Origin of the sequence: Cycloclasticus sp. PY97N (assembly GCF_002443175.1) — a bacterium.
In the GTDB taxonomy this organism is placed as follows: domain Bacteria; phylum Pseudomonadota; class Gammaproteobacteria; order Methylococcales; family Cycloclasticaceae; genus Cycloclasticus; species Cycloclasticus pugetii.
The window spans coordinates 482,779-503,648 of the sequence record NZ_CP023664.1 but is presented as its reverse complement, the minus strand read 5'-3'; the positions used below and the strand labels follow the sequence as shown (position 1 = coordinate 503,648).

Sequence of the window (20,870 nt, the reverse complement as noted above, 5' to 3'; positions counted from 1 at the left end):
GCTCTTTAATCCCAAGGGCCTTTCGAGTCTTTTGGAATAAAGCCCAGTGCTTTAAGAAAAGGCACAAAATCGACTGCATCCCACTCTTCAATATTCAATCCATCTTTTATTCGCATAATATGAATAGCGTCTAGGTCAACATATTCATTTGTCGGTGCAACACCATTAAACTCGCCAACATGTTTCATGCGTAGTTTCATTCTGCTAACCACCTTGTCACCTTCAGCAATTTGATCATAAAAGTGCCGATCAAAATCTGTCATTGACTCTTGCAGCTTCATATTCATAATCATATGTGCATCTTTATCCAACGGTTCTTTTGCCATCGGCAAGTGGAACAAATGATCTGGGTGCAGTAAATCTCTCATATCATCAAAGCGTTTGCTGTCCATCGCTGCAAAAAACTCCCTAACAATTTTTTTATTAACCTCAGACATTCTCTCTCCTTATTTTCTTATTATTGATTCATTAGCATAAAGTAATAATAGCGTTGGGAGGGGTTATTTATTTAATAAGTCTGACAGCCCTGCAAAGGGGTGTTGCATTAACTCTTCTTTAGTTTTATCTTCAGTTAATGAGCCATATTGATGATCAAGTTGCCTTGAATGCTCATTGTCATGGCAGTAAACGCATAACAACTCCCAATTACTCCCGTCCTCAGGGTTATTATCATGATCGTGATCGTGATCTCGATGGTGTACCGTCAACTCATGCAGCGTCTGTTGAGAAAACTCTCTTGCGCAACGACCACAAATCCAAGGGTACATTTTTAACGCTTTCGCACGGTAACCAGTATCTCGTTGCTCACGATCTTTTCGAGCATTACTAACAACCTGATCCACTGTTTTACTCAACTTATCTGTTGGCATTTATGCCTCCTCAAAAGTTCTCAACAACCGATACCAACACTGTCTTATTGAAAATACTGTTATCACTTTAATTGGTGCTTGAGTATCAGCAAACTCACCGAGGCATTCTCGCCCAAATCCAGCCTTCTTTTTCTGCTAGGGCACTATCCTCTGTAGTTGCTGGGCCCACACTTTCATTATTAATAAAGTGAGAACCGGCCAAAACACAGGCTACCGCATCCAAAATATCATCATCATCGATAATCGACTGCTTATCTGCTTCTGGTAATGTCATGAACTCACTGAGGCCATCAACAATCTGCTCTCTTGCACCATTACTTTCTTTTTTATAGCTCGTAGCAGAAAGCAATCGACAAGATTTCAAGGTCACCGCTGGATACACTTCAATCACACTTATCGGATGCCTTAATTCAGAATTCCACGCCAAAGGAATAGACATTCCAACCTGTTCTTTTATCTCGTCTATCAACCTCAAAGCGGCATGCGCTGTTCTTGCAATTCTATCGGCTCCTACATCTAACGATTGTTTATTCGCCTGTTCTTTTATAAAAAAATCGGTTCTGCGACGAAACATTTGATGAGCCTCTGTACTGAGTGAAGAACCTGCTGTGTGACCAATCAGCTCTTCCCCTAACTTTATCGGCCAGCCCAATGGTGAATCCATCGCTATCAATGTTTTAGTCGTACTGTTTTCTCTGATCCAACTCGATACTACATTGGCGATTGAGCCGCTTTTACCAACCTTCATAGCTTTATCTATCGTTAATAACCCTTTAGACATAGAGCCTAGGGCTAAACCGACTTTACTCGACTGCGTCGCGCAATCTACTCCAATAATTGTTACTGAGCCGTCATCAAATTTTAAGTGCTTGGGAGCGATCGGCATCTTGCCCTCACTGAAAATGAGCCACTTTAGGCCAGGCTGTCTGTACAACTACATCCATTTTATAGAACAGCCCATACTGGGTATTTGCTCAACCGGCCCTGCGCCCGTTTTTGCCACTAATAACATCGCTTCCACTAAATCGCGCTTAACTTCAACCGTATTATCTTGCATCCCACGCCCATCTAAACGACCACGGTATTGAAGCTCCATATTGGCGTTATAACCTAAGAAATCGGGCGTACAAACAGCACCGAACGCTTTCGCAACCTTTTGTGTCCTGTCGATTAAGTAGGGGAAGTTAAAGTTTTTTTCGATGGCTATTTTTTGCATATTCTCAAATGAATCGGCCGGGTAATCGTTTGGGTCATTCGACATAATAGCAACCACACCGATACCACTCTCCTTCAATATAGCGACATCGTCTACTAATTTTTCTTGAATCGCTTTTACATACGGGCAGTGGTTGCAGATAAACATCACCAACAAACCCTTTTCACCCGCACATTCATCACGCGTCCAATACTTACCATCTACGCATTGCAGTTTAAAATCCGGGGCTTGTAAGCCAACGTCGCAAATAGGTGTATGCTTTAATGTCATTTCTTAGCTTAAGTATCTTTTAGTTAACAGTGAAGAAGCAATACATTTATCATTATCGTCGCGCTAACAAAAAAGCCGCCTGTTCATAGGCGGCTTTTAAGAAAAAACAATTAAAACTATTTGCCAAAACCAAATGAGCCCATTAGCTTTCCCATCGCTTCAGTTGCTACTGTTGCTGCAGGATGAGCGTTCGTTGCCTCACCATTTTGAGCTGACGCCAAGTTATCAACTGCTCTTAGCTGCTCATACCCTTGGTTTTTACATTTTTGGTCCGCTGACGAACAGCTATGAATTTTTGCCATAGCTGCGTTAATTTTAGCTTGACGGACATCATAGCCATCAACCTGCCCATCTAAATTAGCATCACCTGTGTTAACTTGATAAGCCTCTGCACGCTTTTGTAAGTTTATTAATTGTTGTTGATGCTTCAGTATACAAGGATTATCTTTACAGCTGCCCATGCTTGAAGAAATGGCCATATACTCTTGATCAGGACGTCCAACTGCTGAGCCTAGTTTAACCGTATCTTGTGCTATTCCTGCACTACTCAATACTGCACTCGCCGCCCCAAGAGGTCCTGAGCCAGCTAAGCCTTTTAACGCACCCGCTGATGCTGACGCATTTGCCACTGATCCTTGAACATTTTGAATATTTTCAGCATTTTCAACAGCCGCATCAATGTATTGATCAGCACCTTCTATTCCCTGACTTTTAGCGACAGATTTAGCAGCTGCCTTTGTTGAATCTTTTGCTACATCTGTAGCTACTTCTGTTACAGCATCCTTTACTGCCCCGGCAATAATACTTCCAAAGTCAAACGCCATGACATTTACACTTATCAAACTAACAATACATAACGTAATTAACCTAAGCCTTTTTATTTTCATTTTCAGAACATCCTTTTCCATTAAATTTAAGCCACTTGATTATATATAACCTGTTGATTTAGGTCAATAAAATAAAGGAACCCTAAGGATGATGCATTAAAAGTTATGAAGCTTGCAAACGAAAAATTTAAACCTCTTTACTAAGCACTCACCCAACCACGCTTAAGTTTTAGTCTAATGCGTTAAACAGTAATATTCCACCCAGCACACCCAAAACCCAAGTAGTTAACGGCGCATCACCCAGCATTAACGGCGAAAAACCATCTAAGCCTAAAATAACCGCAGCTGAAATCAGTAAACTCCCACCACAAATTGCCATAATACTCTTACGGTGATTTTTAGCCATTTGCTGCTTTATTTCTTCTAGTTGCGCTGATCTCCACTTAACCTCAAGCTCACCTTTTGAAGCATCACTGAGTACTTGGTACATCATCTCTGGCAACTCTGGTAATTTTTCCCCCATCATCGGCAGGTGTTCTTTTAACTTATTGAAGGTCGCTTTTGGCCCTACTTTATTTTTATACCATTCCTCTAAATACGGTTTAGCGGTTTGCCATAAATCCAAATCTGGATAAAGCTGTCGACCTAAGCCTTCAATATTCAATAAAGTTTTTTGTAACAAGACTAGTTGTGGCTGCACTTCCATATCGAAACGACGCGCCGTTTGAAAAAGGCGTAAGAGCAAATGACCGTACGAAATTTCTTTTAACGGCTTTTCGAATATCGGCTCACACACTGCACGAATCGCGCTTTCAAACTCATCAACACGGGTTTCTTTAGGCACCCAGCCCGATTCAATATGCAATTGCGCCACACGGAGGTAGTCACGCTGAAAAAAGGCTAGGAAATTTTCTGCTAAATAGCGCTGGTCTTCAAGCGTCACGCTTCCCATAATACCGAAATCCACCGCAAGGTATTTTGCATCATCAGAGGCGAAAATATTACCCGGATGCATATCGGCATGAAAAAAATTATCCCTAAATACTTGTGCGAAAAATATTTCCACGCCCCGTTCGGCAAGTAACTTTAAGTCAACACCTTTTTCACGCAATTGATCTATTTTGCCTATTGGTGTGCCATAGATTCGCTCCATCACCATCACATTTTGGCGCGTATAATCCCAGTACACATCGGGCACATAAAGGTGCTCTGAATGCTCAAAGTTTCGTCGTAACTGCGAGGCATTCGCGGCTTCTCGAACAAGATCCAACTCATCATGAATGGTATGGTCAAACTCTTTAACCACATCTAAGGGTTTTAACCGTTTGGCCTCACCCCAGTATTTATTAGCAAGTTCCGCTAGGGTATATAACAGACCCACATCTGAATTAATAATTTTTTCAATTCCCGGACGAAGCACTTTGACAACAACATCTTCGCCGGTATGCAATGTTGCTGTATGCACTTGCGCCACAGAGGCTGATGCCAAGGGACTAGGTGAGAAAGTCGAAAACACCTCTTCTATCGGAACCTCTAACGAGCTTTCGATAATCTGGCGCGCTAAATCATCAGCAAAGGGTGGAACATTATCTTGTAAGCGCGACAGCTCTTCGCCAATATCAGGTGGCAATAAGTCTTGCCGTGTTGATAAAATTTGGCCAAACTTCACAAAAATAGGCCCCAAATCTTCTAGTGCCTTACGAAGACGTTCACCACGCGAACCCTTTCGTTTACCTAAAAAATAGCTAGGGGATAAATAGGTTAAATAACGTAACGGCCTAAATAAATGTAAATTAAATACAAACTCATCGAGACCATAACGCAACAACACACGCTGAATTCGAATGAGCCGAAAGGCCGTTGTTGGGTTTATCACGTTACTTCCTTTTTCAGTCGTTTTCTAGGTTAAGTTTCGCCGCCATCAAGCGTTGGACTTTTGCCTCTAGCCGCTCAACAGATAATCGTAAGTCATCCACACCCGCTTTAAATTTATTCACTTCAAATTTAGAGGGCAATATATTTTGTTCTTCTCGAACATACTCTGATGCATTAATGGCGGTTGTCTTCGTTGTTTCTCGAACCCAACCCGATACATCACGAACGAGGTTTCCAAATTGATGAGCCAATACATCACCTGTTATCTTCGATAATGGCTCTTCCCAGTCAACCTCTATCGCCTTAAGAAATGTTTGGAATTGAGCAGCCAACTCAGTATCGCCCTCTATCACCACATCGCCCGACAATAAGCTAGAGGTTGATGACTGTATATTCATCATCGCCAATGCTAATGGTGTGCCTGAAATAGTGGCCTCAGCTTTGCCCTCAAAGACCTCTCGAATATCAAGCCCATCTGCGCTGATAATCATATAAAGGCTTAACTCTAGTTGCTGAAAATGTAATTCAATAACTCGACCTTCCATCCTAGCTAGCTGCTTAGGAACCTCTGGGTCGTAATCCAAATAACGGTTCACCGCTATTTGCAATGGTTTCAAAAAAGGGCTGACCAATGACACAACAGCTACAGCTTATATCCCGTATGAACTGCCACAATACCACCCGTTAAGTTGTTCACTTGGCAACGCTCAAAGCCGGCTTCTTCCATCATATCTTTCAACGTGGATTGATCTGGATGCATACGAATTGATTCAGCGAGGTACTGGTAGCTATCACCATCTTTCGCAACTAATTCACCAATTTTAGGCAATAATTTGAATGAATACGCATCGTAAATCTTGTCTAAAAGTGGGTTGGTTGGTTTTGAAAACTCTAAAATCAATAAGCGACCACCCGGTTTAAGTACATCAAACATCGAACGCAATGCGGCCTCTTTATCTGTAACATTTCTTAGTCCAAAACCGATACAAACCCGATCAAACTGATTAGAGGCATAGGGCAAACACTCAGCATTTGCCAAATTGTAGGTAATGTTTGAAATATGACCTTTATCGATCATTCGATCACGGCCTACCCGTAGCATTGCTTCATTTATATCTACTAAAACAACTTTGCCGGTTTTTCCAACTCGTTTAGCAAACAGTGCTGACAGGTCTCCTGTTCCTCCGGCCAGATCAAGCACCACATGCCCCGGCTTTACGTTCGCGATCTCTACGGTGAAGCGTTTCCACAACCGGTGAACACCCATCGACATTAAATCATTCATAATGTCGTACGACGGTGCAACCGAGTCAAAAACTTCTCGAACCTTAGTTACTTTTTCTGCAACGGGAACATCTTTAAAACCAAAATGAGTTGTCGTTTTATCTACCATAGTAAAACCCTTATAACCGCGCTGATTTATGATGTCTGACGTTGATGGCCGGCTGCTTCAAGCCTGTTCAAATAATCCTGCCAGTTTTCTTCTTTATTCTCTGCCAATTCAATAAGAAATGGCCATGAATACAAGCCTGTATCATGCTCATCACTGAACACAAGGCGAACGGCATAATTACCCACTGGTTCTATCGCAACAATATTGACCGATTCTTTGCCAACTTGTAACACTTCTTGCCCAGGGCCATGCCCACGTACTTCTGCTGAGGGTGAAAATACGCGTAAGTATTCGCAACTCAATTTTATTGTTCTACCATCATCAAAACTCAATGACAGTTCCCTGTTTTTTTGGTCTAGCACCAAATCTGTTATCCCTACCATGTTTTACCTACAAAATATAACGCGAAAGATCTTCATCTGAAGCAAGCTCACCTAAGTGCTCGTCCACATACGCCGCGTCGATCACTTCATCTATCGGTGAGCCTGCCGGTGCGCGGAATGAAATCTCATCCAATAAACGCTCCAAAATTGTATGCAGACGACGAGCACCGATATTTTCAGTGCCTTCATTCACTTGCCAGGCCATTTCTGCAATCCGTGCCACCCCATCTTCTGTGAACTGCAAATTAACTTCTTCAGTTGCCAATAGGGCTGAATATTGCTCTGTTAACGAAGCATTTGGTTCTGTCAAAATACGCACAAAATCCGCTGCTACCAACGCATCTAGCTCAACTCGAATAGGGAATCGGCCTTGTAACTCGGGAATAAGATCTGAAGGCTTCGACACGTGAAACGCACCTGAGGCAATAAATAAAATGTGGTCTGTTTTAACAGGGCCATACTTAGTCGTAACGGTACTCCCTTCAACTAAGGGTAACAAATCACGCTGAACGCCATCACGAGAAACATCGGCACCGCCACTATCACCTCGTTTACACACTTTATCCAGCTCATCTAAAAATACAATCCCCGTTTGCTCTAGGTTTTCTATTGCCTTGTGCTTTAGCTCATCGTCATTAACCAGTTTTGCCGCTTCTTCCTCGACCATCGCCACCAAAGCATGCTTAATGGACATTTTACGTTTCTTCTTTTTATCACCCGACATGTTTTGAAACATCCCTTGCAACTGGTTGGTCATTTCTTCCATACCAGGAGGTGCCATAATTTCCACACCCACGCTAGGCGCACTTATCTCGACTTCAATTTCCTTATCGTCTAATTCACCTTCACGCAGCTTTTTACGAAATTTTTGTCGTGTTGCATCACCCGTTGTATCGCTTGTATCTGCGCTTTCAGCACGCGGCAATAAAAGGTCTAGCACTCTGTCCTCGGCTGCATCTTCCGCTCTACGTTTGACTTTTCCCATCTCGACTTCACGGGTCATTTTAACGGCAATGTCAGCAAGATCACGTATAATAGAATCAACATCTCTACCGACATAACCCACCTCGGTAAATTTAGTTGCTTCAATTTTTATAAATGGCGCTTTGGCTAAGGTTGCTAAACGCCGCGCTATTTCTGTTTTACCAACGCCTGTTGGGCCAATCATTAAAATGTTCTTGGGCGTAATTTCACTGCGTAGATTCTCGGGTACTTGTGAGCGTCTCCACCGGTTTCTTAAGGCAATAGCTACGGCTCGTTTTGCCGCATTCTGCCCTACAATATGCTTATCAAGTTCATGCACAATTTCTTTTGGTGTCATTTGGCTCATATTACTTCTTTCCCTCGGACGTTAATTCTTCTATCGTTTGGTTATGATTAGTATAAATGCAGATATCGCCGGCAATATTGAGTGATTTTTCTACAATCTCACGGGCACTCAATTCTGTATTTTCTAATAACGCTTTGGCTGCTGATTGTGCAAAGGGGCCACCTGAACCGATGGCAATAAGATCTTGCTCCGGTTGAATCACATCACCATTACCCGAAATAATCAGCGAGTCTTTACTGTCTGCAATTGCCAGTAGCGCTTCCAACTTACGCAGCATCCGGTCTGTTCGCCAATCTTTAGCCATTTCAACCGCCGCGCGGGTTAAATTACCATGATGCTTTTCAAGCATGCCTTCAAAACGCTCAAACAAGGTGAATGCATCGGCTGTTGCACCCGCGAAGCCAGCAATAACATCCCCACTTGCAAGTTTACGAACTTTTCGAGCATTTCCTTTCATAATCGTATTGCCCAAGGTGACTTGCCCATCACCACCTATTACGACACTATCACCTCGTCGCACAGAGACGATTGTTGTTCCTCTAAAATCCACGATAATCTCTCATTTAAACTATTGACCCTTTATTTTACACAATAATCATGCCTTAGCGTGCATCCCTATTTGTTTAGCTAGTATTCATAGTTCTTATGATATTCTTACCCAATGTGTAAAACAGGGAGTGATTATTGTGGATGAATTAAACCAAATTTCTCAAACACTGGCCTTGAGCATGGGCGCAGCGTGGGGGAGCGGTATCAATTTATACGCTACACTCTTAACCCTTGGTTACTTAGCGCATACTGGTCATATTGATTTGCCGCCTGATTTATTGATTGTAGCGGACCCGCTAGTAATGACCGCTGCTGGATTAATGTATGCAGTTGAGTTTTTTGCCGATAAGGTGCCCGGCGTAGATACCGGCTGGGATACCATCCATACTTTCGTGAGAATTCCTGCTGGCGCGATGCTAGCTGCTGGTGCTATTGGTGACATTGGCCCTGCCGCTGAAATTGCAGCAGCCATCGTTGGTGGAAGCTTAGCTGGTGCGACGCATGCTACAAAAACAGGTAGCCGTGCGTTAATAAACACATCACCCGAACCGTTCACCAACTGGACCGCCTCTATTATGGAAGATATCGCCGTTTTTGCAGGTGTTTGGGCATCCATCCAACATCCGACCTTTTTTATGGTCGGTTTAGTTTTATTTATCCTCTTGATGATTTGGGCACTACCAAAATTATGGCGTGCAATAAAACGCGTATTTACATTTTTAGGCAAGCTATTTGGCCCCTCTAACAATGATATCTTAGAGACACCCTCGGATGGTAAATTGCCAAAGCCAGACTAAACCAAAACTTATTTCTTTTTCGGCTTAGCCCTTGGGTGCGCTTTATCGTAAACCGACGCTAGGTGTTGAAAATCTAAGTGCGTGTATACTTGCGTGGTACTAATATTACTGTGACCTAATAATTCTTGCACCGCTCGAAGGTCTTGGCTTGACTCCAACATATGACTCGCAAATGAGTGTCGTAACATATGTGGGTGCAAGCGCCCTTGCAAGCCTTGGCGTTTTCGCCATCGCTCTAAACGCGACTGAATACTTCTTGTGGTTAAGCGTAAACCTGTCTTTCCGACAAACAACGCCATTTCACCCGTTTTTACCTTATCCATCCGCACTGCTAACCATTTACGAATAGCGTTGACAGCCTTCCGGCCCAACGGTAATAAGCGGGACTTACCTCCTTTTCCGTTGACAACATGAACCGTTCGGCTACTTAAGTCCAAGTCCATTAAATCTATATTCGCTAACTCACTGACCCGTAGACCCGACGAGTAAAGCAGTTCCCACATCGCTACATCACGAATTTCCAGGTCATCATTGGGGACCGCCTCTAACAGACTATTAATCTGGTCGACATCCAACACCTTAGGTAAGGTTTTCGCTGATTTCGGCGCTCGAATACCAGACGCAGGGTTATTCAACAGCACATTGGTTTTAATGAGATAACTAAAAAAGCTCCGACAGGCCGATAATTCGCGCTGCAAACTTCGAGCACTCAAGCCTTTTCGGTGTCGCTGTGCGACAAAACGCCGAACATGGTGTGGATCAAGTTGCGACCATGAAACGAGCTCATTCTCATCACAATAATTAACTAATTGAGATAAGTCACGCGCGTAGGCTTGTAACGTATTTAAAGAGAATCTACGCTCAACGTTTAATGCATCTAAAAACTGCTGACGTGCCTCAACAGCCGCTGGTTCCATCGTTACTCTTTTATCTCTTGCAGTGAGTTAAGCCGTTTGGCAACCAGCTCCCCAAGGTGCTCTAAAAACAAGGTACCCATGGTTGTGTGAAAACGGTCTGAATCCTTACTGCCTATGGCCAATATGCCATCTTGTTGGGCGACCTTGAGTGGGATCAGCGCAGCAGACTTAACCTCATCCGCTTGTTGATTAAATAATGCCTTCGCCTGTGCGTGTGTCGGCAAGCCACACTTAATCTTCTGTGACTCAAGCAAGCGTTTAAAATGCTCTAACTGAGGATTATCTTTTTGCCAGAGAACATCACTGATGGGGAAGACACTGTCGCTATTTTCGTCTACTAAGCGAATAGCAAAAAACTCTGCACCGAAACATTCTCGCAGGGTGTCATCAAGTGTTGCGAATACATCTTCCACACAACGAGCATCAATTAATGTGGTTGTTAACTGCTGCATTCGCCCGAATAAGGCATCATTTTCACGCGCAATCGCTAATAGGCCTTCAAGTTGCTTTTGAGACTTTTCGTTTTTATCTCGTAAAATTGCTAGTTGACGCATCGTAAGAGAAACCACGCCACCGTGCTGCTCTACCACTTGAATATCGTCGAGTAACTCTGGATATTGATTAAAAAAATCTGGCGTGGCTAACAAGTACTCACGGACTTGTTCAGCCGTTAACCCTTCTGTTGTTGCAGTTGCTTGTGTACTCATATATCAATCATACCATCAAAAACAAATGTCGCCGGCCCGCTCATCATTACCGGAGCCCCTTCACCTTGCCAATCAATCGTTAATTCGCCACCGGTTAGGGCAACCGTTGTTGGCGTGGTTACTTTACCCAATCGAACTGCGGCAACAACCGCCGCACAAGCACCGCTTCCACAAGCCAAGGTTTCACCTGCGCCGCGCTCATAAACACGTAATGCGAGGCTATCCGGCCCCGTTATTTCACTAAAACCAATATTCGCCCGCTCTGGGAAAAGGCTATGACTTTCCAGCGCGGCACCCACTGCCTCGACCTCTGCTGTCGCGACATTTTCAACTTGAAGTACTGCATGAGGATTACCCATTGATAACGCTGAAAACGCTACGGTCCTATCCAATACATCAACGCTGTATTGTAATTGTTGTTGCTTCGCTATTAATGGAACATTTGCCGGATCGAGTTTTGGAACCCCCATATCAACCGTTACCAACTGTTCCTCATTAACCGTTAAAACCAACTCACCGGCGTCTGTTTCCACTCGAATTGAGCGTTTATTGGTTAAGCCTTTTTGTGTCACGAATAGCGCAAAACAACGTGCGCCATTACCACACTGAGAAACCTCACTACCATCTGCGTTATAAATAACATAACGAAAGTCCGCACCCATTCTTGCCGGTTCCACTAAGAGTAGTTGGTCAAAGCCAATACCGTAGTGGCGATCGGCTAAGGCTTTAATTTGCTCGGCCGTTAGCTGAACCGTTTGGTTTATGGCATCAATAACAACAAAGTCATTACCTAAGCCATGCATTTTACTAAAGTTAATTAACAACCTGCGTCCTCAGTTTCATTCGGTAATAGTGCTTCGTTTTGCCATAAGCTTTCTAACCGTTGTCGTGCGCCAATTAAGTGGATCTGCTCTCCATCCACCATAACCTCAGCAGCACTTGGTCTTGAATTGTAATTCGAGCTCATTGTGAACCCATAAGCGCCCGCAGAACGGACCGCTAATAAATCGCCTTCTTCAATAGCCAGCTCACGGTCTTTTCCTAAAAAATCACCTGTTTCACAAACTGGACCAACAATATCATAACAAGCTGTTTTAGCTGTTGACGTTAAATTAACAGGCACAATATTTTGCCACGCTTGATATAGTGCCGGGCGCATCAAGTCATTCATCGCTGCATCTACAATCGCAAACCGCTTACCTTCTACCGGTTTAATATATTCAACCTTAGTCACTAAAATACCTGCATTTCCGGCAATTGCACGGCCTGGTTCTAATAATATTTCATAGGGCAGATCGCCTAGCTTTTGGTACAAGGCTTTTACATAGTCGGCAGGCAATGGTGGTTGCTCGTCTCGATAACAAATACCAAGACCTCCACCTAAATCCAGATGATCAATACGAATACCCACACCTTGTAACCGATCCAATAAACTTAATACCCGATCCAGCGCATCCACAAACGGCGCAACATCCGTTAACTGCGAGCCTATATGGCAATCTAAGCCCGTAATATTCAAGTGCGGCAACGCATTCGCGCGTTGATACTCCATAAAGGCTGTTTCAATATCTAAGCCAAATTTATTTTCTTTTAACCCCGTAGAAATATAAGGGTGCGTTTGCGCATCTACATCGGGGTTAACGCGAATAGAAATATTCGCAATATGACCTAACTCACCCGCAATTTCATTGATACGGTCTAACTCTGCAGAGACTTCCACATTAAAACAACGAATACCAACGTCTAACGCCCTGCGTATTTCATCATGCCGTTTACCAACCCCTGAGAAAACAATTTTTTCAGGCTGCCCACCCGCTGTTAACACACGTTCTAACTCACCGATAGACACAATATCAAACCCTGAACCTAAGCGTGCTAGTACATTTAGCACCGCAATGTTCGAGTTCGCTTTAACCGCATAACATATTAAGTGCGGACGTCCTTCAAAGGCTTGATCAAATGCCTTCCAGTGGCGTTCCAATGTCGCCCGAGAATAAATATAGGTGGGGCTAGAGAATTGCTCTACGATTGATTGAACCGAAACATTTTCCGCAAAAAGTTGCTTATCTTGGTACTGAAAATAATCCATTACAAACCTAATTCTTGTGCGATTTGATTACTCGGCATATACAGCGGCCCTTTCTGTCCACAAGCAGCTAGCATGGCCAGTAACCCACAAATTAGCATCATTTTTAATAAACGCGACATTTTGTACCCTTTAATTATTTCAGTAATCGACAGTATAAACGTTTGGCATTTTTTGGCATACTCTAACCCTTTCTAGAAACCAATTGAACCTATCGCCATGCTAGCTACCCGACTTCCTGCCATTATCTCAAACCCAAACACACCTATTCGTTGTTCCGTTATTTGGCTACATGGCCTAGGCGCTAATGGCAATGATTTTGCACCCATCGTATCTGAGCTAGGTATTCAAGATGAACTAGGCATACGATTCGTCTTTCCTCATGCCCCTTCCATCGCGGTAACTATCAACGGCGGCGCTGTCATGCCCGCTTGGTATGACATTACCGAAATGGACTTAATGAAACGTGCTGACAATGCTGGCATTGTATCGTCAAGCAAAACCATTACTGACATGATCAATGACGAAATCGCGACAGGCATTGAGCCTTCAAAAATTGTTATTGCTGGCTTTTCTCAAGGTGGGGTCATCGCTTTTGACGCAGGCCTACGCTTTCCTGAAACGCTTGCAGGCATTATGGCTCTTTCAACCTATATTCCTATGCAAGATACATTGCCAACCGCTGAACAAAGCGGTCACGCTAAGATTCCAATTTTCTATGGGCACGGTGACTTTGATCCTGTGATACCGATTGAACAAGCAGACTCATCACGCCGCTTTCTTGAAGCGTCAGGCTATTGTGTTGACTGGCATGCTTACCCGATGGAACACTCCGTTTGCCCACAAGAAATTCATCACATTAAAGATTGGTTAACAACCGTGCTGTCTTGACAAGCACTGACTTTTTATCAAAAAAAATTCCTTCAATAACAGCACAAACCCAATATAGACGGAGCCCCTCATTCACCCATTTCATTTGGACATCGCCACACTTTTAAACAAAACCCTAATATGATTTCCCTGTTTAAGGCTTCCTTAATATTACGTCACTACAATGCAAACCATGCATCTACTGATATAGGAACCTTATGTCATCAAACTTTAGTTGGAAATCGTTAGGCAAGCTTTACCTGTATTTTTTTTATTTCTCTGGGTTAACCCAAATCTTAATTTATGCTGCAGGCATGTCAAATACAGTTGGCATACGGCAAGCTTTATTTATATCGACTATTTGGCTGGTTCCCAATTTAATTTGGCCTCAATATACGCGCAAAATTTCAGCCTTTATTGGCCTATTAATTTGGCCTGCCTCTCTAGTTAGCCTCAGTTATTTTTACATCTACGGGCAAGATTTTTCTCAAAGCGTACTTTTCATCATTTTTGAATCAAATGTCTCAGAAAGTAAGGAATTTATAGAATCATACCTTGATTATAAAATCATTCTCTTGGCTATCACTCATGCTCTCACGGGTATCTACTTATGGCGCCAAATAACGCCCGTTTATCTACCTAGATTAAATAAGCTCATTACTATTTGTATTGTTTCACTGATCTTTGGAGGTGGCTTTTTAAAACCCCTCATCGTTTATGGCAAAAGCTGGGATTATTCTATTAAATCATTTCAAGATAAAATTGAGCCTGCGGCACCTTGGAATATGATTGCTGGTTATTTTAAATACACAAAAGTGTTAGACGCAATGAATGAACAGTTGGCGGAAAGCACTCAAATACCGCCACTAAGTAACCTCGTTTATTCAAATAATAAGCAAACCATGGTGCTTGTTATAGGTGAGTCGACTAACTCACAAAGGATGAGTTTATACGGATACTCTCGCCACACAACTCCACAGTTAGATAATATGCGGCGCGAATTACTGACATATACCGATGTGATTAGCCCAAGACCCTCTACAATTGAAGCTTTACAACAAGTGCTAACATTCGCCGACCAGAAAAACCCTGATGTTTACTTAACCAAGCCAACTCTAATAAACATGATGCGTCAAGCTGGTTATAAATCGCTTTGGATTACAAACCAACAAACACAAACAAAGCGCAACACCTTATTACTCACCTTCTCCCAGCAAGCAGATGAGCAAGTATATTTAAACAACAACCGTGTTCAAAACTCTAGTCAGCTTGATGATGGTGTCCTAAAGCCATTCAAAAACGCCTTAAGTAATAGTGATGGCCCAACATTTATTGTCGTACACCTACTTGGGACGCACCGTAAATACAATTATCGTTATCCAGAAAGTTTCAAACAATTTACTGGTCGCGCTGGTATGCCAGACTGGGTACCAGATGAACAAGCTGAGGAATACAATGATTATGATAACGCTATCTTATTCAATGACTACGTTGTCTCAAGCTTAATTAACATTCTAAAAGAGACCTCAACAAACAGTTCTTTAGTGTATTTCTCAGATCATGGAGAAGAAGTTTACGACACAAAAGATGATTTATTTTGTGGCAGGAATGAAGGCAAACCAACACCCGCAATGTATACCGTCCCTTTTATTGCCTGGCTATCTCCTGAATGGAAAAAAATGCATCCAACCTCTTCAATTCAAAAAACCCTAAACCACCCTTATCAAACGTCTGACTTTATTTATAGTTGGGCTGACTTGGCAGGCATAGATTTCATAGGTAATGACCCGACTAGAAGTATCTTTAATAAACATTTTATTGCTAGGAAACGTATGATTGGTTCACCATTCACCCCAAAGAAAATGATTGATTTTGTTTCTATCTCTCACAAACAAGAACTTACGCTAAATTAACCGTCAAATACTAACTTTTCTTAGGAAACCACCTTGGCCGGACAAAACTTAAAGGGTATACAACGGCTAAAAGCAGCTTGGAGCAACTCGCTGGCAGGAGTAAAGGCATGTTGGGCACATGAAGAAGCCTTTAGACAGGAGGTAGTACTGACTGTACTAGCCACCCCCTTAGCCTTTTATATCACCGAGATACCTACTGAAAGAGCCCTGCTTATCGGTAGTTTGCTACTTCTCCTTATAATAGAATTAATAAATTCTGCAGTCGAAGCTACGGTAGATAGAATCGGGCTCGAGTACCACCAGTTATCTGGAAGGGCTAAAGATATAGCTTCAGCTGCCGTATTATTCGGCAGCTTATTAGTTGCTTTAACCTGGCTTTTAATTCTACTTTAAATACAATAATCTATTGTTAACTCTCTTCTTTCACTAAACATACAAGCCATGAACCTTCGGGATTTAAAATACATTGTTGCTGTCGCAGAAACAAAAAGCTTTGTTAAGGCCGCCGAACAATGCTTTGTTAGCCAACCCACGTTGAGCATGCAAATTAAAAAGCTCGAAAATTCATTAAATATTAAAATTTTTGAACGTAACAACAAACATGTTTTAGTCACCGAGATAGGCAAGCAGGTTATTGAAACGGCAAAGCGTATCTTGCAAGATGCTGAACACATCAGCATTTTAGCAAAACATGAACAAGACCCTTTCGCCGGTGATTTTACATTAGGCGCATTTCCTACCATCGCCCCTTATATTCTTCCCAAACTAATTCCACTTATTAAAAAAAAGCTTCCTAACCTGCGTTTAATCTTAGTAGAAGAAAAAACTGACATCTTGCTCCATAAACTAAAAACGGGGCTCATCGATGCAGCACTACTAGCCGGCCCTATCCATGATGAAAGCTTGATCGCAGAAAAATTATTTGATGACGAATTTAAACTCGCTGTGGCAACACACCATCCGTTAGCCGAACAAACCATCATTAATCCAGATGAATTAACCAATCAACCCTTGCTCTTATTAGACGAAGGGCACTGTTTAAGAGACCAGGCCTTACAGTTTTGCCAGCTCAGCGGTATAGATGAAGAACAAAATGTAAGGGCCACCAGCCTTGAAACATTGAGACAAATGGTCATTGCTGGCACAGGCATTACGTTTATGCCTACGATTGCGATTCAAAACAATGATGACAATATTCGCTACATACCTTTTGAAGCACCTAAACCGAAACGCACTATTTATTTAGTCAGCCGACAAACAAACCCACGCACTGAGCTTATAAAACAGCTCAAAAACCTTTGTGTTAACAAAAATCAACTATAGATAATACCTATTAAATTAATAATAACAATTGATTTTACCTGATCAAGCATCAAGACTAAACTATTACTTGTAGCGATAAACCAACCATTTAAACCAATAGGAGATATCTATGACACAGTTAGTACCTCAGTGCACGTTCAAAACACGCGTAAGAGATACCAGCATTGAAGGTGACAACCCTTTTCGCTGGCAAGACCTCACAACAGATGACATCTTTGCTGGTAAAAAAATTGTTCTTTTTGCATTACCCGGTGCCTTTACACCCACTTGTTCAAGTACCCATCTACCGGGCTTTGAAGCCAAGTATGCAGAGTTAAAAGCAAAAGGTGTTGACGAAGTTTACTGCTTAAGCGTGAATGACGCCTTTACCATGTACCAATGGAGTAAAAACCTTGGTATTAAAAACGTGAAAATGCTACCTGATGGTAATGGTGAGTTCACACGTTTAATGAACATGCTGGTTAAAAAAGAGAACTTGGGCTTCGGTGAGCGTTCTTGGCGCTACGCTATGATCGTTGATGATGGAAAGATCACTGCTTTATTCAGTGAACCAGGAAAAGAAGACAACTGCGCAGATGACCCTTTTACCTGCAGTGATGTTGATACTGTTCTTAAGCAACTTTAAATTAAGCCTTACAAACCCCCAGCCTTTTTAAAGGCTGGGGACTCATTTCTTTAGTCGTCGTTAATACCTTAAAGCCTTAAACGTTTAGCTTTTTCTCTATGCGTTGCTTGTAATTTAGATAATGAACCATTTGCAGCGCATCATCACTGCTTGCCCCGAGTTCATAATACGGAACATCGATATCAGTAATATATATTGGGTACTTTTCTGCAGATTTTCGTGCCTGCACGATAAACCGCGATACACTGCTATACAGTTGATCACCCTGCTCAAGGCTTGAGAACACCTGATCGTTGCAATAAATATATGTCCCTTTGGTCTGTTCATCATAAACCACCCGAACATTTATCATATCCGGTTCTACCTTATCGGACACGAACACGTGCTTATGCCCCCAATGTTGGCCAATTTTCTCCAGTTTATAACACATTATTTCCGCATCAAAAGCGGTACTACTTAATTGCTCAGCACCCAGTCCTCGGCGATGAAAAACACTATCAATTAATACCCGATACGATTGCAATAATGACGTTTCGTACACAAATGTCTGCTCGTCAAAAAACATCGAACCGTTCTCATCTAAAATATAAACTTGCGCCTTATTATCACCGAGTTGACTGTAATAAAGGTTTGTATGACCTGCCTTATGATGTCTATAAATAACAGGCAGTAAGCCTTTTGGGTCAATTTTATTATCAAAATATACTGGACTAAAAACTGGCTGAGGCCTTGCTAGCTCTTCAAACAAATGATTTTCCGCTACGCCGGTGGCTGTCATTTTGCCATCGTTAACCTGCATAATATAGAACGAGCGAGCCAGCTGAATAACAAAACGTGGTGACACACCATGCGCATATTGTCTAAAAACAATCGCCACTTCTTTAAACAACGCTTGTATTCGCTTAGCGACACTCATCGCTCTGGGCGAGTTATAACTAGCACTGACCAAACGTGGAAGCACTTGTGCAGGACCGAGTGTTTTATGGTCAAAAATATCACAAAAACAATTCATTAGACCGGTTGCTGACTCGTATTTACCAATAATAACTTCGTTCCAGGAATTGCGTAGCAGCATGTCTACCGTATACACCAAGTTCCGCCGCTGAGAGCCAAAACTTAAGGCATCTGACCGCTCACTGGTTAGGTTCACCCCTTTTTCAGTGAAACTACTCATTGAATCTAAACCTGAATTAATCACTAACAGGACATCTGTCACCACTGACTCATGACAATACGCCTTCAAGTGAACCGGTTTTTTTGGCAGCGCATCAAAAAACGACTGGATCGAATGCAGTGTCTGCGCGACTTCGCGTGAACTTATCTGGCTTGCCCCCGGGTTTAAGGCAACCTTTGTTCTGCTACCGACTACGCCATTATCAACACTCCACGCTAACAAGCCAATTAAGCTAGGGGCCTGTCGTATAAATTGCTCATCGCGCCCCTCTCCCAGCCTATTTAATAGCCAGCTTGTTTGCGTATTTTTCACTACCTGCGTTAATACAACTTTAGTTTCAGGCTGTAACAAGGTGTGTTTGATCGTAGAGCGCTCTAATTTACTAGGACGTTTTTCAAACGTCGCGTTAAGCTTTCTTCCTAATAGCAGGAATTCCTCATTATCACGCCTTGATTTTTCGACTCTCTGTTTTGCAAACTTCACCAACAAGCGATAACTGTATGTCAGCTCATGAGTTAAACGCTGTTTTTCTTGTTGTGCTTGGGAAATATTCCAGCCCTTATTGTCCAACGAATGTTTAATGTAATCAGGCAACGGCTGGCATTTAGCCAGCATGTCACTAAAAACACGTTGTCGCCAATCGGGCGTAGCCGCTATACGCGCATGCTCATTAAGCTTGCTGAAAAAACAATACCGCATTAAGTTCAAACGCTCAGGCTCGTCCCTTCCAATGAAGTACGCTTCAAGCACATCATACAAAATAAGGTAAGCATCGAGTTTATTAGCATCTGACTCACCTGCATACACTCGTTCCTTCATTAATAATGCAGCCCAATGAGAACTGGGGTACTGGTCAACATACGATTCCATTAACATCAGCTTTAATAGCGACTTATAAGGCGAGTCGATCGCCTTGTATAAGTGCCAAAATGAGGCCCCTAAAAACTCTTCGGCAGGAACCTTTTCAAGCCCTCCAAAATCAATGACATCATGCTGATCAATAAAGCGCTGCTTTAATAAATTATCAACAAACACTTGATAGTTGTTTTCTTCTGTTGGTGGTACCAGCCACCACACTGGGTAACGACCAGCAACATACAAGGCGGTACGGTAAAACTCTTCTAATAATAAATGATGCTGCGTACTGCCACTGCTTTCTGAGGACAAGGGCGTTGCTTCACCTTGTTTAAATTTTTCCGCATTCATCAAAAAGAAATGCACTTCAAGGCCTAGCGTTGTTGCCCACTTTTCAATACTACTGGCTTTTTCTTGCAACAGCGCCAAGGCGCTCGTTGATAAAGTTGGCGCATAGCACAGCCATAAATCCATATCACTGTCTTTAACATATGCAATACTGCCAACACTCCCCATCAAAAAAATGGACTCAATGCCGAAAGCACGTTTGGCTCGTTTGCTATAAACAAAGCCTTTACCCAACTTTTTAGCTTTATCAATGGAAAGCTTATCTGGCGAATAATCAGCAATACCGGCAGGCGTTTCGCTGGACACATAACCGGGCAACACAGGGTGATTAACGTGAAATAACAACGGTAATAATTCTAAGAATATTTTCTGCCGAGGGGTAACAGCATCTATAGCCCGTTGCATTTTTAACTTATGAAGGTTTAAAAATCGCTGCTTGACTACTTTTAAATCTTTCTTACTAATATCACCATTCGGGCCAACAAGGCTGATGCATTTTAAATGACGCCCCTGAACAGGTTTTTTTACTGAACCAACCATCCG

General features: G+C 42.5%; 23 protein-coding genes. 6 read left to right on the top strand and 17 right to left on the bottom strand.

Features of this window, described 5'->3' with window-relative positions; all coding sequences use genetic code 11:
- Nucleotides 1-5: 5 nt before the first annotated feature.
- The 11 genes from CPC19_RS02530 to hslV form a co-directional block, all read right to left on the bottom strand.
- A complete protein-coding gene (locus tag CPC19_RS02530; protein ID WP_015006860.1) occupies nucleotides 6-437 on the bottom strand; it encodes an ester cyclase in 432 nt (143 codons plus the stop codon).
- Nucleotides 438-500: 63 nt separating this feature from the next.
- Nucleotides 501-869, bottom strand: coding sequence for a YajD family HNH nuclease (locus CPC19_RS02525; protein ID WP_016390885.1), 369 nt, complete (start codon nucleotides 867-869; stop codon nucleotides 501-503).
- A 94-nt stretch (nucleotides 870-963) separates the two neighbouring features.
- Nucleotides 964-1,755 carry a DUF429 domain-containing protein gene (locus CPC19_RS02520; protein ID WP_016390884.1) on the bottom strand — a complete coding sequence of 264 codons (792 nt, stop codon included), beginning with the start codon at nucleotides 1,753-1,755 and terminating at the stop codon, nucleotides 964-966.
- Between the two features lie 48 nt (nucleotides 1,756-1,803).
- The gene (locus tag CPC19_RS02515; protein WP_016390883.1) at nucleotides 1,804-2,355 is read right to left on the bottom strand and encodes a thioredoxin family protein; all 552 of its coding nucleotides are present in this window, start codon (nucleotides 2,353-2,355) and stop codon (nucleotides 1,804-1,806) included.
- Between the two features lie 116 nt (nucleotides 2,356-2,471).
- A complete protein-coding gene (locus CPC19_RS02510; RefSeq protein ID WP_016390882.1) occupies nucleotides 2,472-3,242 on the bottom strand; it encodes a hypothetical protein in 771 nt (256 codons plus the stop codon).
- 169 nt (nucleotides 3,243-3,411) lie between these two features.
- Nucleotides 3,412-5,058 carry a ubiquinone biosynthesis regulatory protein kinase UbiB gene (ubiB, locus tag CPC19_RS02505; RefSeq protein WP_016390881.1) on the bottom strand — a complete coding sequence of 549 codons (1,647 nt, stop codon included), beginning with the start codon at nucleotides 5,056-5,058 and terminating at the stop codon, nucleotides 3,412-3,414.
- A 13-nt stretch (nucleotides 5,059-5,071) separates the two neighbouring features.
- Nucleotides 5,072-5,695 carry an SCP2 domain-containing protein gene (locus CPC19_RS02500; protein ID WP_016390880.1) on the bottom strand — a complete coding sequence of 208 codons (624 nt, stop codon included), beginning with the start codon at nucleotides 5,693-5,695 and terminating at the stop codon, nucleotides 5,072-5,074.
- A gap of 5 nt (nucleotides 5,696-5,700) precedes the next feature.
- Entirely contained in the window at nucleotides 5,701-6,450 is a 750-nt protein-coding gene (gene ubiE / locus CPC19_RS02495; protein ID WP_016390879.1) for a bifunctional demethylmenaquinone methyltransferase/2-methoxy-6-polyprenyl-1,4-benzoquinol methylase UbiE, read from the bottom strand.
- 26 nt (nucleotides 6,451-6,476) lie between these two features.
- The gene (locus CPC19_RS02490; RefSeq protein WP_016390878.1) at nucleotides 6,477-6,833 is read right to left on the bottom strand and encodes a gamma-butyrobetaine hydroxylase-like domain-containing protein; all 357 of its coding nucleotides are present in this window, start codon (nucleotides 6,831-6,833) and stop codon (nucleotides 6,477-6,479) included.
- 7 nt (nucleotides 6,834-6,840) lie between these two features.
- Nucleotides 6,841-8,163: an ATP-dependent protease ATPase subunit HslU gene (gene hslU / locus CPC19_RS02485; protein ID WP_016390877.1), complete on the bottom strand. Its 1,323-nt coding sequence runs from the start codon at nucleotides 8,161-8,163 to the stop codon at nucleotides 6,841-6,843.
- Between the two features lies 1 nt (nucleotide 8,164).
- On the bottom strand, nucleotides 8,165-8,716 hold the full coding sequence (gene hslV / locus CPC19_RS02480) for an ATP-dependent protease subunit HslV (protein ID WP_035851044.1): 552 nt from the start codon (nucleotides 8,714-8,716) through the stop codon (nucleotides 8,165-8,167).
- Between the two features lie 133 nt (nucleotides 8,717-8,849).
- Between hslV and CPC19_RS02475 the strand changes: the two genes are divergently transcribed.
- Entirely contained in the window at nucleotides 8,850-9,509 is a 660-nt protein-coding gene (locus CPC19_RS02475) for a DUF4126 domain-containing protein (protein ID WP_016390876.1), read from the top strand.
- 8 nt (nucleotides 9,510-9,517) lie between these two features.
- Here CPC19_RS02475 and xerC read toward each other — a convergent pair whose 3' ends face one another.
- The 5 genes from xerC to CPC19_RS02450 are packed head-to-tail and all read right to left on the bottom strand — an operon-like array spanning nucleotide 9,518 to nucleotide 13,341.
- A complete protein-coding gene (xerC, locus tag CPC19_RS02470; RefSeq protein WP_016390875.1) occupies nucleotides 9,518-10,426 on the bottom strand; it encodes a tyrosine recombinase XerC in 909 nt (302 codons plus the stop codon).
- A gap of 2 nt (nucleotides 10,427-10,428) precedes the next feature.
- The gene (locus CPC19_RS02465; RefSeq protein ID WP_015006871.1) at nucleotides 10,429-11,133 is read right to left on the bottom strand and encodes a DUF484 family protein; all 705 of its coding nucleotides are present in this window, start codon (nucleotides 11,131-11,133) and stop codon (nucleotides 10,429-10,431) included.
- On the bottom strand, nucleotides 11,130-11,957 hold the full coding sequence (dapF, locus tag CPC19_RS02460) for a diaminopimelate epimerase (RefSeq protein ID WP_016390874.1): 828 nt from the start codon (nucleotides 11,955-11,957) through the stop codon (nucleotides 11,130-11,132). The genes CPC19_RS02465 and dapF overlap by 4 nt, the downstream gene beginning before the upstream one ends.
- Entirely contained in the window at nucleotides 11,951-13,222 is a 1,272-nt protein-coding gene (lysA, locus tag CPC19_RS02455) for a diaminopimelate decarboxylase (RefSeq protein WP_016390873.1), read from the bottom strand. Before lysA ends, dapF begins: the two co-directional genes overlap by 7 nt.
- Nucleotides 13,222-13,341 (bottom strand): lipoprotein, encoded by a 120-nt coding sequence (locus CPC19_RS02450; RefSeq protein WP_015006874.1) that lies wholly within the window; start codon nucleotides 13,339-13,341, stop codon nucleotides 13,222-13,224. Before CPC19_RS02450 ends, lysA begins: the two co-directional genes overlap by 1 nt.
- A 97-nt stretch (nucleotides 13,342-13,438) precedes the next feature.
- Here CPC19_RS02450 and CPC19_RS02445 point away from each other — a divergent pair, with 97 nt between their 5' ends.
- The 5 genes from CPC19_RS02445 (at nucleotide 13,439) to CPC19_RS02425 (ending at nucleotide 17,950) form a co-directional block, all read left to right on the top strand.
- A complete protein-coding gene (locus CPC19_RS02445) occupies nucleotides 13,439-14,110 on the top strand; it encodes an alpha/beta hydrolase (protein ID WP_015006875.1) in 672 nt (223 codons plus the stop codon).
- Between the two features lie 197 nt (nucleotides 14,111-14,307).
- Nucleotides 14,308-16,002 carry a phosphoethanolamine transferase CptA gene (cptA, locus tag CPC19_RS02440; protein WP_016390872.1) on the top strand — a complete coding sequence of 565 codons (1,695 nt, stop codon included), beginning with the start codon at nucleotides 14,308-14,310 and terminating at the stop codon, nucleotides 16,000-16,002.
- Between the two features lie 33 nt (nucleotides 16,003-16,035).
- Nucleotides 16,036-16,395: a diacylglycerol kinase gene (locus tag CPC19_RS02435; protein ID WP_016390871.1), complete on the top strand. Its 360-nt coding sequence runs from the start codon at nucleotides 16,036-16,038 to the stop codon at nucleotides 16,393-16,395.
- 48 nt (nucleotides 16,396-16,443) lie between these two features.
- Nucleotides 16,444-17,325 (top strand): LysR substrate-binding domain-containing protein, encoded by an 882-nt coding sequence (locus tag CPC19_RS02430; protein ID WP_016390870.1) that lies wholly within the window; start codon nucleotides 16,444-16,446, stop codon nucleotides 17,323-17,325.
- Between the two features lie 109 nt (nucleotides 17,326-17,434).
- The gene (locus tag CPC19_RS02425; RefSeq protein WP_015006879.1) at nucleotides 17,435-17,950 is read left to right on the top strand and encodes a peroxiredoxin; all 516 of its coding nucleotides are present in this window, start codon (nucleotides 17,435-17,437) and stop codon (nucleotides 17,948-17,950) included.
- 76 nt (nucleotides 17,951-18,026) lie between these two features.
- Here the strand turns inward: CPC19_RS02425 and CPC19_RS02420 are convergent, their stop codons facing one another.
- Entirely contained in the window at nucleotides 18,027-20,867 is a 2,841-nt protein-coding gene (locus CPC19_RS02420) for a class I adenylate cyclase (RefSeq protein WP_016390869.1), read from the bottom strand.
- Between the last annotated feature and the right edge of the window lie 3 nt (nucleotides 20,868-20,870).